General features: G+C 62.7%; 12 protein-coding genes. 3 read left to right on the top strand and 9 right to left on the bottom strand.

Annotation, left to right across the window (positions count from 1 at the left end; all coding sequences use genetic code 11):
* Nucleotides 1-78 precede the first annotated feature (78 nt).
* The 3 genes from NKI32_RS27645 to NKI32_RS27655 are packed head-to-tail and all read right to left on the bottom strand — an operon-like array spanning nt 79 to nt 2,864.
* Nucleotides 79-795, bottom strand: coding sequence for a FadR/GntR family transcriptional regulator (locus tag NKI32_RS27645; protein ID WP_352624924.1), 717 nt, complete (start codon nt 793-795; stop codon nt 79-81).
* Nucleotides 796-797: 2 nt separating this feature from the next.
* Nucleotides 798-1,967, bottom strand: coding sequence for a mandelate racemase/muconate lactonizing enzyme family protein (locus NKI32_RS27650; protein ID WP_352624922.1), 1,170 nt, complete (start codon nt 1,965-1,967; stop codon nt 798-800).
* Between the two features lie 9 nt (nt 1,968-1,976).
* Entirely contained in the window at nt 1,977-2,864 is an 888-nt protein-coding gene (locus tag NKI32_RS27655; RefSeq protein ID WP_352624920.1) for a sugar phosphate isomerase/epimerase family protein, read from the bottom strand.
* A 399-nt stretch (nt 2,865-3,263) separates the two neighbouring features.
* Here NKI32_RS27655 and NKI32_RS27660 point away from each other — a divergent pair, with 399 nt between their 5' ends.
* From NKI32_RS27660 to NKI32_RS27670, 3 genes are all read left to right on the top strand, one after another.
* A complete protein-coding gene (locus NKI32_RS27660) occupies nt 3,264-4,319 on the top strand; it encodes a sugar phosphate isomerase/epimerase family protein (RefSeq protein WP_352624918.1) in 1,056 nt (351 codons plus the stop codon).
* An 18-nt stretch (nt 4,320-4,337) separates the two neighbouring features.
* The gene (locus NKI32_RS27665; protein ID WP_023683012.1) at nt 4,338-5,525 is read left to right on the top strand and encodes a Gfo/Idh/MocA family protein; all 1,188 of its coding nucleotides are present in this window, start codon (nt 4,338-4,340) and stop codon (nt 5,523-5,525) included.
* Between the two features lie 125 nt (nt 5,526-5,650).
* Nucleotides 5,651-6,502, top strand: coding sequence for a sugar phosphate isomerase/epimerase family protein (locus NKI32_RS27670; RefSeq protein ID WP_352624916.1), 852 nt, complete (start codon nt 5,651-5,653; stop codon nt 6,500-6,502).
* 297 nt (nt 6,503-6,799) lie between these two features.
* On the opposite strand, the gene NKI32_RS27675 is transcribed toward NKI32_RS27670, so the two are convergent.
* From NKI32_RS27675 to NKI32_RS27700, 6 genes are all read right to left on the bottom strand, one after another.
* Nucleotides 6,800-7,816, bottom strand: a complete 1,017-nt coding sequence (locus NKI32_RS27675; protein ID WP_352624914.1) for a zinc-binding alcohol dehydrogenase family protein — start codon at nt 7,814-7,816, stop codon at nt 6,800-6,802.
* Between the two features lie 70 nt (nt 7,817-7,886).
* Nucleotides 7,887-8,852 carry an ABC transporter permease gene (locus NKI32_RS27680; protein WP_023683015.1) on the bottom strand — a complete coding sequence of 322 codons (966 nt, stop codon included), beginning with the start codon at nt 8,850-8,852 and terminating at the stop codon, nt 7,887-7,889.
* A 23-nt stretch (nt 8,853-8,875) separates the two neighbouring features.
* Nucleotides 8,876-10,399 carry a sugar ABC transporter ATP-binding protein gene (locus NKI32_RS27685; protein ID WP_352624912.1) on the bottom strand — a complete coding sequence of 508 codons (1,524 nt, stop codon included), beginning with the start codon at nt 10,397-10,399 and terminating at the stop codon, nt 8,876-8,878.
* A gap of 147 nt (nt 10,400-10,546) precedes the next feature.
* Nucleotides 10,547-11,539, bottom strand: coding sequence for an ABC transporter substrate-binding protein (locus NKI32_RS27690; RefSeq protein WP_023669816.1), 993 nt, complete (start codon nt 11,537-11,539; stop codon nt 10,547-10,549).
* Nucleotides 11,540-11,551: 12 nt separating this feature from the next.
* Nucleotides 11,552-11,767 (bottom strand): hypothetical protein, encoded by a 216-nt coding sequence (locus NKI32_RS27695; RefSeq protein ID WP_353004556.1) that lies wholly within the window; start codon nt 11,765-11,767, stop codon nt 11,552-11,554.
* Between the two features lie 75 nt (nt 11,768-11,842).
* On the bottom strand, nt 11,843-12,841 hold the full coding sequence (locus NKI32_RS27700; RefSeq protein ID WP_023735134.1) for an aldo/keto reductase: 999 nt from the start codon (nt 12,839-12,841) through the stop codon (nt 11,843-11,845).
* Between the last annotated feature and the right edge of the window lie 9 nt (nt 12,842-12,850).

The raw sequence follows: 12,850 nt of genomic DNA on the forward strand, positions 1-12,850 counted from the left end.
TCGCTAGTCGCAATTCTCAAAGGAAAGCGCCGCGCGCTTTTCCCAGAAAAACCGTTTCACACCTTTCCTGGAATTGCACTAGACCTTCTCAAGTGCCAGGCTTTGCGTTTGCGCCTCCCGGCCCTCGATGATCCCCTTCCAGTAGCTTTCCGCGCCTTGCAGGTGGGCGCTCATCAGCGCCTGAGCGAGATTGCCGTCGCGACGCAGCAGCGCCTCGTAGATCTGGATATGCTCGGCATGCGAGCGCACTGAGCGCTCGGGATCGTTGAAGTAGATCGGCAGCCGCTGCTCGCCCATCAGGTAATAGACACTGCAGATATTGTGGAAGACGCCGTTCTTGGTCGCCCGCACGATTTCGAGGTGGAATTCGCGGTCTTCCTTGGCGAGGCCTTCGCCGGCGGCGATGCATTCCTCCGAGGCTTTCAGGATCTCCCGCAGGCGTTCGAAATTCTCTTCGGTGGCACGCGAACAGGCAAGTTCGGCGGCCTTGATCTCGTGGATCTTGCGCAGTTCGACGGTCTCGTAGATCTGCACCGGATCGAGCGGCAGGCCCGCGCGGGCGAAAAGAGCCAAGGCTTCTACACTGGCCTGCCTGGTGTCGACATAGATGCCGGATTTGGCGCGGCGCTCGACGATGCGCATGGCCTCCAAAATGGCCAGCGCTTCGCGGATCTGGCCGCGGCTGACGACGAAATGCTCCGCCAGTTCGCGCTCCGAAGGCGTGCGGCCGGTCTCCTTGTCCGAATGGGCGAAGAGATAGGCGGCGAGCTCGGCGAGAAGGTTCTTTTCTTTCATCGTCAACCGCGTTGCGCGTGCGCCTCCAGGAACCGCTCCGAAATGGTGAATCCCAGACCCGGCTTTTCAGGGATCGCTATCATACCGTCCCTTGCTTCGACAGTCTCTTCGATAAGATCGTGGATCATCGGGTTGGCGCCGAGCGAATATTCAACGGTAAAACTGGCAGGCGAGGCCGCACAAACATGCAGGCCGGCGAAGAAGCATGGCGCGCCGGCCCACAGATGCGGGGCAAAGCGCAGATTGAAGGCACTGGCGATGGTGCCGATCTTCATCGCCTCGCTGATACCGCCGCAAAAGGCCGGATCCGGCTGGAAGATGTCGGCGGATTTCAGCACCGCGAGATCGCGGAAGGCGTAGCGCGTCGCTTCGCTTTCGCCGGTGGCGATCGGGATCGAGCCCGAGGCGCGCACCTCGGCCATACCAGCCTTGTCGTCGGCGATAACAGGCTCCTCGAACCAGGCGAGGTCGAGATCGCTGGCCAAGCTGATGAAGCGCTTGGCCTCGGCCACCGTATAGGTGCCATGCGCGTCGACCATCAACTCGACGTCAGGACCGAGCGCCTGCCGTGCGGCGCGGACGCGGGCGGCGGAAATGTGCGGGGCGCCGTCCATCGCGCCGACGCGCATCTTCAGCGCCTTGAAGCCGCCTTTGGCGATGTAGGATTTGAGCTGCTCGCCGATAGCGTCGGCGGCAGCCCAGCCGCCGGAGGCGTAGGCCGGCATGCGGTCGAGCTTGCGGCCGCCGATGAGCCGCCACACCGGCTGTCCCAACGACTTGCCCAGAATATCCCAGAGCGCGATATCGACGGCGCTGATTGCCGCTATGCTCATGCCGCGCCGCGCCAGCTGCGGCATGGCATGGCCGGCGCGCGCGGCACTGTCATGGCGCACGCCGTTGTAGAGCATCTCCCAGATCAAGCCGATGTCGGCGGGGTCGCGGCCGATCAGCTGCGGCCCGACCTCCTGATTTAGCATGTAGACCAGCGCACCATAGCTGCCGGCGCTGCCGGCGGCGTTCTTGCCCTCGCCCCAGCCGATCAGCCCGTCGTCAGTCTCAATGCGCAGGATGGCGGCGTCGAACGTCGTCACCTGGCCAAAGTCGCTGCGGTGCTGCTTCGCGGCCTCAATCGGCACGCGGACCCACCACGCCTGGACCGTTGTGATGCGCATCCCGATCGGCTACTTGATCAGCGGCAGCAGCGTTTCGGCCGTGATGCGCATCTGGTCGGTGTAGAATTTCTCCGTCAGCACGCTGGAGCCGTGATCCTGGATGAACTTCAGCTGTTCGGGAGAAATGTCGACCGGATTCCGGTCGACCATGTCGGGATAGGGCGCGGCGGGTGTGCGGTCGACGGGCGCGACGAATTCGTTGGTCAGCGCGCCGTCATAGCCGACTTCCTTCAGCGTCTGCACGATCCGTGGCCAATCGATCTGGCCAAGGCCGGCGGCAAAGCGGTTGTTGTCGGCGACGTGGAAGTCGAACAGCCGTTTGCCGACCTGACGGATCGCGTCATGGACGTTAAATTCTTCCATATGGATGTGATAGGCGTCGAGGCAGACGCCGCATTCGGGGCTGACCGCATCGGCCAGGGCCATCGCCTGCGCGCCGCGGTTGAACAGATAGGTCTCGAAGCGGTTGAGCGGCTCGACCGCGATCTTGACGCCGACCTTCTTGGCATGGGTGAAGCATTCGCGGGTGGCGTCGACCACCCACTTCCATTCCTCTTCCTCGGTGCCGTCCGGCACCACTTTGCCGACGGTCGCGGGCACCAGCGTTATGATCTCGCCATCAAGTTCGCTGACCATGGTCAGCACGTCCTTGACGTACTGCACCGAGCGTTCGCGCTGGCCCTGGTCCCTGGCGGCAAGGTTGCGTTCGCCCAGCATCAGCGTCACCGACCCCCAGCAGCGGATGCCGTATTCTTTCAGCAGCGCGCGGGTCTCCTTGGTCTTGTATTGCTCGGGCTCGCCGGAAATCTCGATCGACTCGTAGCCGAATTTCTTGATGCGCTTCAGCGTCACCTCCAACGGTTCCGCGCGCATCCAGTTGTGCGTCGAAAGATGCATGGTCTATCCTTCCCAGAATTCGTCTGTGCCAGTTCGCCTGCGTTGCGCCCCACAAGGCGCGTCGCGTGTTTCCTCCCCAAGGCGCTCCAGCGTTTTTGCGCAACTGGTTCGACCAATTGGGCCCTAATGGAGGTCTACAGCAATTTTTGTCGCGCGGCAAGAACCGCCGCGATGCGATATCGGCATCTGTGTACCGTATTGATTATGCTGGTATATATCGCCAAAAATGGAATGCCCCGGCAGCTTTGCGCGTGAGTCAAATGGCTTGACCCATTTCCAGTATTTGGTAATACCAGAATGCCGATACGAGAATGCACATCACGAGAGACCAAAGAGGCTGGCCCTGCTTTCATCAGACGCTATGCTTGGTCCTTGGAAAAATGAATTGGGAGGATGCCGATGCCGTCGACAATGAAGGGTCCGGGGCTGTTTCTGGCGCAGTTCGCGGGGGATACCGCGCCGTTCAACTCGCTGGCCTCGATCACCAAATGGGCGGCCGGTCTCGGTTACAAGGGCGTGCAGATCCCGACCTGGGATGCACGCCTGTTCGACCTCAAGAAGGCGGCATCTTCCAAGACCTATTGCGACGAGGTGAAAGGCATCTGCGCGGATGCCGGCGTCGAGATCACCGAACTGTCGACGCATCTTCAAGGGCAGCTGGTGGCGGTGCACCCGGCCTATGATACCCAGTTCGACGGCTTTGCACCGCCTGCGGTGCACAACAACCCCAAGGCCAGGCAGAAATGGGCGGTCGAACAGATGGAGTTCGGCGCCAAGGCCTCGAAGAATCTTGGCCTGAAAGCCTCGGTGACGTTTTCCGGCGCCCTAGCTTTCCCGTACCTCTATCCCTGGCCACAGCGGCCGGCCGGGCTGATCGAGGAGGCCTTCGCCGAGCTCGGCACACGCTGGAAGCCGATCCTGGACGTCTATGACGAAAACGGCGTCGATGTCGGCTACGAGATCCATCCTGGCGAGGACATCTTCGACGGCGCAACCTTCGAGATGTTCCTAGATGCGGTTGGCGGTCACAAGCGCTGCAACATCAACTACGACCCGTCGCATTTCCTTTTGCAGCAGCTCGACTATCTCGAATTCATCGACATCTATCACGAGCGGATCAAGGCCTTCCATGCCAAGGATGCCGAGTTCAATCCGACGGGGCGGCAAGGCGTCTATTCCGGCTATCAGAGCTGGACCAATCGCGCCGGCCGCTTCCGCTCGCTTGGCGACGGGCAGGTCGATTTCGGCGGCATCTTCTCCAAGCTTACCCAGTATGGCTACGATTCCTGGGCGGTGCTGGAATGGGAGTGTTGCCTCAAGCATCCGGAGGACGGCGCGGCCGAAGGCGCGCCCTTCATCCAGCACCACATTATCCGGGTGACGGAAAAGGCCTTTGATGATTTCGCCGGCGGCGCCACCGACAAGAAGATGCTGCGCGCCATGATGGGTATTTGAGACAAGCAGGAGAAAGACATGGTCGGCGCATCGAAGTCGGAAGCGGGGGGCGGCCCGATCCGCTATGGTATGGTCGGCGGCGGCCAAGGCGCCTTCATCGGCGCGGTGCACCGGATCGCGGCCCGCATGGACAATGACTTCGTGCTGGTGGCCGGCGCCCTGTCGGCCAATCCCGAGCGCGCCAAGGCTTCCGCCGCCGAACTCGGTCTCGACCCGGCGCGCAGCTACGCCTCCTATGCCGAGATGGCCAAGGCCGAGGCCAAGCGCCCGGACGGCATCGAGGCGGTGGCGATCGTCACCCCCAACAATGTGCACGTGCCGGCGGCCAAGGTCTTCCTCGAGGCGGGCATCCACGTCATCTGCGACAAGCCGCTGGCGACGACTTTGGCCGAGGCCAAGAAGCTCGCGGCCGTGGTTGAAAAGACCGGCAAGGTGTTCGTGCTGACGCACAATTACACTGCCTATCCGATGATCCGGCAGGCGCGCGAGATGGTGGCCAAGGGGCAGCTTGGCGACATCCGCATCGTGCAATCCGAGTACCCGCAGGACTGGCTGACCGAAGATCTTGCCGCCACCGGCCAGAAGCAGGCGGCGTGGCGCTCCGACCCCAAGCAGGCGGGCGCGGGCGGCGCGCTCGGCGACATCGGCACGCACGCCTACAATCTGGCGCGCTTCGTCTCCGGGCTGGAGCTCGATTCCCTGTCGGCCGATCTCGATGCCTTCGTCCCGGGTAGGCTGCTCGATGACAATGTCAATGTCATGCTGCGCTTCAAGCCGGTCGGCAAGGTGCATCCGGCCAAGGGCATGATTTGGGCGAGCCAGGTGGCGCCGGGCCACGAGAACGGGCTGAAGCTGCGCATCTATGGCTCTAAAGGCGGGCTGGAATGGGTGCAGGCCGATCCGAACTATCTCTGGTACACGCCGTTCGGCCAGCCCAAGCAGTTGCTCACCCGCAACGGCGCCGGCGCGCTGCCAGTTGCGGGACGCGTCAGCCGCGTTCCGTCTGGCCATCCGGAAGGCTATCTCGAAGGCTTCGCCAACATCTACCAGGAGGCGGCGCGGGCGATCCGCGCGGCACGCAAGAAGGGCGGCAAGCCGGGCAAGGACGTGGTGTTCCCGACCATCCAGGACGGCGTCGAAGGTATGGCGTTCATCGAGGCCTGCGTGAAGTCATCGAAGAAGAACGGGGCGTGGACGAAACTTTAGGGAGCGCCGGCGCCAAGTCTCTTCTCCCTTCGGGGAGAAGGTGGCCGCGAAGCGGCCGAATGAGGGCGCATGGTGCGAGGTGCGAAAGAAACCAGCGAGCGTCGTCAAATGGGGAGGGGCTGTCGATGAAAATCGGCATGTGTATGTTTTTGTGGACGACTTCCGTGTCTAAAAAACACGAGCCGTTGCTGCGCGACATCAAGGCGACCGGCTTCGACGGCGTCGAGATACCGATCTTCTCAGGCACGCCAGAAGACTACAAGAAGCTTGGCGATTTGCTCGACCGCATCGGGTTGGAGCGCACGGCTGTTACGGCGATGGGCGACCCGGCGATGAATCTGATTTCGCCGGATGCCGCGACCCGCAAGGCCGGCATCGACTACATGAAATGGGCGATCGATTGCGCCCAGGCGCTCGGCGCGAGTACGCTGAGCGGGCCGCTGCATTCGACGCTCGGCGCCTTCTCCGGCAGCGGGCCGACGGCGGCCGAGAAGAAGCGGTCGATCGCGTCGCAGCGCGCCATTGGCGATCATGCCGGCAAGCGGAACGTTACCATCGGGTTGGAGGCGCTCAACCGTTTCGAGTGCTATCTGCTGAACACGATGGCCGATCTGTCCGAGCACGTCGACGCCATCGACCGGCCGCACATCAAAGCGATGTACGACACCTTCCACGCCAATATCGAGGAGGCCGACCCGATCGGCGCCTACATGAAGCACCGGCGGAATGTCGTGCACATCCACATTTCGGAGAACGATCGCGGCGTGCCGGGGCGCGGGAACATTCCGTGGAAAGAGACTTTCGCGGCCATCCGCAAGAGCGGCTATGACGACTGGCTGACGATCGAGGCGTTTGGCAGATCGCTGAAGGATCTGGCGGCGGCGACCAAGGTGTGGCGGGATTTTTCCGAGACGCCGGAGGCGGTTTATCGCGAGGGGTACAAGCATATCAGGGATGGGTGGAAGCGGGCGGCTTAGCCGCTCACTTACTCATCCACGGCGGAGCGGGAGCGCAGCGGACGCGGAGACCCGAGGACCCATGCCGCGACTGTCGCGCGCCGCAGCGGTGCAGGTAGGAGATGCGAATGGACGCCTCTTTTTGCACCGCTGGATTCTAGCGCAGACGTCACCGAATGAATCCTCGGGTCTGCGCCGCGTCGCTTCGCTCCTTGCTCCGCCCGTGGATGAGGAAGCGACGGGCCTTTTCGCAAATCGCCGAGGTATGCGATCTGCCTTAACTCGGCACTTATCGCTCCACCAAATTTTTCGGATGTCTTACCCCACCTCGATCACAGCCTTGATCAACCCCGATTTCTCATGCGCCCAGCGGGCGAGATCATCCGGCGTGCCGGCCAGCGTGGTGCGGTGGGTGACGAGTTTTGCCAGAGGCACGGCGCCGTTGCGTATCGAGGCGGCGACGTGGTCGAAATCGACTTTCAGCGCGTTGCGGCTGCCGATCAATGTCATTTCGCGCTTGTGGAATTCCGGATCGGAAAAGACGATGTCGTCCTTGACGACGCTGACCAGCACGAGCGTGCCACCATGCGCGACATGGGCGAAGGCCGACTGCACCGAGGCGGTGTTGCCGGTGGCGTCGAAGACGACGTCGAACCCTTCGCCGCCGGTTGCCTCGCGCACCAGTTCGGCTGCCGCTTGTTGTGAACCGTCGAGCGTGGCGAAGCCGAGTTCGCCTTTTGCAAAATCCAGCCGCTCCGTGCTCATGTCGAGCAGGCTGACATCGAGCCCGGCGATGCGGGCAAACAGCGCTGCGCCAAGGCCGATCGGCCCGGCGCCGATGACCAGCGTGCGGGCGCCTGGTTCGGCGCGGGCACGCCGCACGGCATGCGCGCCGATGGCGAGGAATTCCACCGCCGCCGCATCGGCCAGCGACAAGCCGTTTGCTGGATAAAGATTCTGCGCCGGCACCAGGATCTGCTCGGCCATGGCGCCGTCGCGATGGACGCCAAGCACTTCGATCCTGACGCAGCAATTCGGCTTGCCGTGCCGGCAGGCGATGCATTTTCCGCAAGCGAGATAGGGATTGATGATGACGGGCTCGCCCACGGCAAGATCGACATCTTCGCCGGTCTCGACGACGGTGCCCGACACTTCGTGGCCCATGATGCGGGGATAGGCGAGGAACGGGTGCTTGCCTTCGAAGATGTGGTAGTCGGTGCCGCAGATGCCGACATGGCTGACGGCGACCAGCGCCCAGCCGGCAGGCGGCGCTCCTGGCGCCGGCCGGTCTTCCAGGACAAGCTCGCCGGGCGAGCGGCAGACAACAGCTTTCATTCGGCAATTCCAGTGTTCAAAAAGGCGCCGGTCCGTTGTTGAGCGGACCGACACGGAAGGTCAGGGAGGATTACTTGCCGCGACGGCGCAGGCCGTCGAAATAGACGATGATGATGATCAACGCGCCGGTGATGATGCGCTGCCAGAACGAGTTGACGTTGAGCAGATTGGCACCGTTGTTGATGGTGGCCAGGATGAAGGCGCCGAGCAGCGGGCCATGCACCGAGCCGACGGCGCCGAATAGCGAAGTGCCGCCGATCACCGATGAGGCGATCGCCTGCAACTCCCAACCTTCGGCCTGGGTCGGGTTGCCGATGCCGATGCGCGCCGCCAGCAGCACGCCGACGAAGGCCGCGCATAGGCCCGACAGCGTGTAGGCCATGTAGATGGTGCGCTGGACATTGACGCCCGAGAGGCGCGAAGCCTCGGCATTGGATCCCACGGAGAAGAGATAGCGGCCCCAGCGGCTGTGGTGCAGGAAGATGTAGGCCGGGATACCGACCAGGATCACCATCCAGAACAGATTGGGGATGCCGACAAAGGAACTACGCGAGAACGCGGTGAAGCTGTCGCTGTTGATGTTGATCGAATTGCCGTTGGTCATCAACAGGCCGATGCCGCGCAACGAGGTCAGCGTCGCCAGCGTGATGATGAAGGGCGGCAGGCCCATCTTGACGATGCCGAAGCCATGGAACAGGCCGATGGCAACGCCGACCAGCAGCGTCACCAGAATGGCGACCCAGATCGGGAAGCCGGCATTGATCATCATGGCGACAATGACGGTGGCGAAGCCGACCACGGCGCCGACCGAGAGGTCGATGCCGCCGGTGATGATGACGAAGGTCTGGCCGACCGCCATGATGGCGATCATCGAGCCCTGCCGCAAAAGATTGGCGATGTTGTTGGAGGAGGCGAAGCTCGGCGTCGCCACCGACAGCACGATCCAGAGCAGAACCAGCAACGCCAGAAGCGTCAGCCCGAACAGGACGTTGTAGTTCCGTTTCGGTTTTTCGATCGCGACGGTTTCGATGCTCATGGTTCCTCCCGTTTCTTGTTTTGTCAGCCGATCGCCTGCGTCAGCACGTCTTCGTGGCTAGCGGCGCGAAAGCCATGGCTGGCGACCAGTTTGCCGCGCCGGAACACGTGCAGCGTATCGGCGAGCTCGTAAACCTCGGGCAGATAGGACGAGATCAGGATGATGCCGGCGCCCTTGGACAACAGTTCCCCGAACAGGCGGTAGATCTCGGCCTTGGTGCCGACATCGACGCCGACCGTAGGCTCGTCGAAGATGAACAGCTTAGCGCCGTGCGCCAGCCATTTGCCGATAACGATCTTCTGCTGGTTGCCGCCGGACAGGCTGGAGGCCAGGGCGCCGCGTGTTGGCGTTTTGATGCGGAGGCCGGCGATCTGGCGATCGGCTTCAGCCTTTTCCTTCGTGTTCGCAATCAGCAGGTTGTTGGAGATGCGCTTGTAGATCGGCAGGTTGAGGTTGAGGCCGACCGGCAGGTTCAGGCACAGGCCCTGGTCGCGGCGGCTTTCCGGCGCCAGCGCCATGCCGAGCTTGATCGCGTCGTGCTCGGAATTGATGTGGACCGGCTTGCCTTGCCAAAGGACCTGTCCGGCCGACTTCTTGTGGCGGCCATAGAGCGTGGTGACGAACTCGCTCCGCCCGGCGCCGATCAGGCCATAGAGCCCGACGATCTCGCCGGCGCGCACCGACATCGAGACGTCTTCGAAGCCCTTGCCCGACAGGTTTCTGGTTTCGACGATCACGGCACCGGGGGTGAAATGCTCCTTGTGGTAGACTTGCTCGATCGAGCGGTTGATCATCATCTTGACCAGCTCGGCGTCATTGGTCTCGGCAATGTTGCGGGTGCCGACCAGCGTGCCGTCGCGCAGCACCGAGACGCGATCGGCGAGTTCGAACACCTCTTCCATGCGATGGCTGATGTAGATGATGGTGACGCCTTCGCCCTTGAGCCTGCGGATCAGCGTGAACAGCTGGTCAGCTTCCTTGCGGGTGAGATAGGCGGTCGGCTCGTCGAAAATCAGGAACTTGGTGCCGCGCACGGTGGCGCGGGCGGCGGCGATCAGCTGCTGCTGGCCGATGGTGAGGTCACCCAGCATGACATGCGCCGGCAGGTCGAAGCCGAGACCGTCGATGATCTTCTGCGCTTCCTTGACCATGGCGCGCTGCTGCAGGATGCCGAAGCGCGAGTTCTCCTCGCCGAGGAACATGTTGGCGGCGACGGTGAGATGGCGACAGAGCACGACCTCCTGATGCACGGCGTTGATGCCCAGCGCCATTGCCTCGTGCGGGGTTGCCAGCGCTGCCGGCTTGCCCTCCCAGATGACATCGCCGGAGGTGCGCGGCATGACGCCGGTCAGAAGCTTGATCAAGGTGGATTTGCCTGCGCCGTTCTCGCCGACGATGGCGTGGATCTCACCTGCCTTGAAGGCAAGGTGAACGGGCTTCAGCGCATGCGTGCCGGGATAGCGCTTTTCCAGCCCGTGCAGTTCGAGGATCGTCCTGCCGGGCGCTAGCGTTGGGGCCGGGTGCAGTTCCTGCGCCGTGGGCGTCATGACAATCCTCCCAGATTGGCCTTACGATTGGCACGTCGCGATGCAGTCAAGCCGCATCGTCGAGGTAATTCAAGCCGGTGGATATTCAAGCCGGTATCGAATGTTTCCGGGGCGCGAGGCCCCGGAAACGATTTTTGCCTGACGGGCTCAGAGCTTCGGGTTGAGCAGGGCGTCGATCTTGGGGTCTTTCATGTTTGCCTTGGTCACCAGGTTGGCGCCTGTGTCGACATTGGCCTCGACCTTCTCGCCCTTCGAGGCGGCGAGCGCGGTCTTGATGCCGTCATAGCCCATCCGGTACGGATCCTGGACGACCAGCGCGGAAATGACGCCGTCATTGAGGAACTTGATCAGCTTCTCGTCGCTGTCGAAGCCGACCAGCGCCAGCTTGCCGCCAAGGTTGTTCTCGGCGACAGCCTGACCGACGCCCTGCGCCATGATCAGGTTGGACGCGAAGATGCCCTTGAGGTTCGGGTTGGCGGTGATCAGGTCGGTGGCGATGTTGAGACCAGTCGTTGCCTGCCCGTCGGCATATTTGTCGGCGACGAGCTTGAGCCCCGGATATTTCGCGGCCAGCTGCTCGGTGAAGCCCTGCTTGCGCTGCTCCAGCGAACCGGCGCCCGGTGCGTTGGTGATCAGGGCGACGTCGCCCTCGATCTTGCCGCCATTGGCTTCGCCGATGGCTGCTGCAAGACCGTCAGCGGCGACGCGTCCGCCCTGCACATTGTCGGTGGTCAGGAACGAGGTGAAGGCCTTGGAATCGGCGCCGGAGTCGATGCCGATGACCTTGACCTTGCTGGCTGCTTCATCGATCGGCTTGCCGAGCGCCTTGAATTCGGTCGGCGCGATGACGATCGCGGCCGGGTTGCCGGCGACGGCATTCTCGAGGATCGAAACCTGGCCGTTGACGTCGGTTTCAGCCTGGGCGCCGAGTTCGGGTACGTTGACGCCGAGATCCTTGCCGGCCTTGCGGGCGCCGGCCAGGACGATCTGCCAGTAGAAGGACGTGGTGTCCTTGACGATGATCGGAATGGTCACGTCCGCCGCCGAAGCCGGCGCCGTGTGCAGCGTGCCGGCAAGCATCGAGGCGGCAGCAAGTGCCATCAGTGAGCGGCGGTTGAGAATGCTGGTCACGAATTTCATTAGGAATCCTCCCTAGATCGCCCGGTGAAGGTTGCGGAAGCTCCATTTGGATAGGCGCGGCCCAAACAGACCTTTATCAATAAAAAACAGTTGCCGCTTTTTGATAGTGCATCGGTCCGGCCGACGCAAGCGGTGTTTCATATCGGCCTGCGCATGGCTTGGCGGGGAAACCTTCCTGCCGATCCTCAGTGCCACGCCCAGACGCTCCCGGGCCTCCTTGATCGTCATGGAATATTAATTCCACTGTCTAGTCAATATGGAATATTCATTCTTTCTTGAGAGCCGCGTGAACGTGGCGTTTCGTCAGCCGAGCTCCTGCACGATGGTGTAGGGTGCGTAGCGGGCGAATTCCGCTTGCGGCACCTGGACGTCGAACAGGTCGAGGTTGCGCGTCAGGTTGGCGGGCTTGGCCGTTCCGGTCAGCACGCTGGCCACGACAGGCTCCTGCAGCGGAAACTGCAATGCAGCCGCCGCCAGCGGATATCCGCCCTCATCAGCGATTTTCTCCATCGCGCCTACACGCTCGAGTATGTCCTGCGTCGCCGGCAGATAGTCGAAATGCGCACCGTGCACCGGTCCGGTCGCCAGGATGCCGGAGTTGAAGACGCCGCCGATGATCAGCGAAGTCTGTCGCTCACGACACAGCGGCAGCAACTCGGCTTCAGCCGAGCGGTCGAGCAGCGAATAGCGGCTGGCCAGCAGGATGCAGTCGAGCGGTGCTTCGCGCAGCACGTCGAGGCAGATCTGCACCTCGTTGACGCCGAGCCCATAGGCGGAAATTACACCCGACGTTTTAAGCTCGTCCAGCGCCTTCAAGCCGCCGTCCATCAGCTGGCGAAAGTGCAGCTTCGTCTTCTCGACGCCATGTGTGTAGGTGCCGATGTCGTGCACAAACAGGATGTCTATCCGGTTCAGCCCGAGCCGGGCATAGGAGAACTCGACCGAGCGCATGATGCCGTCATAGGAGTAGTCGTAGTCGAGCGCGAAGGGCAGCGGGTCGACATAGGAATGATCGGGAACCTGGTCTTCCGGCACCGGGCGGAACAGCCGTCCGACCTTGGTCGACAGCACATAGGAATCCCGCGGCTTGTAGCGCAGGAAGTCGCCGGTCCGCCGCTCCGACAGGCCGAAGCCATAGAAGGGCGCGGTGTCGAAATAGCGCAGGCCGGCATCCCAGGCTGTCTGCAGCGTCTCCATCGCCGCTTCGCGCGGACAGGCCCGGTAGAGCCCGCCGATCGCCGCCCCGCCGAAGCTTATCTCGGTTACCTCGAGCGCAGTCGTGCCGATGCGGCGTTTGTCCATCCAAAGCCT

Source organism: Mesorhizobium sp. M0761, from assembly GCF_040320205.1.
Taxonomy (GTDB): Bacteria; Pseudomonadota; Alphaproteobacteria; order Rhizobiales; family Rhizobiaceae; genus Mesorhizobium.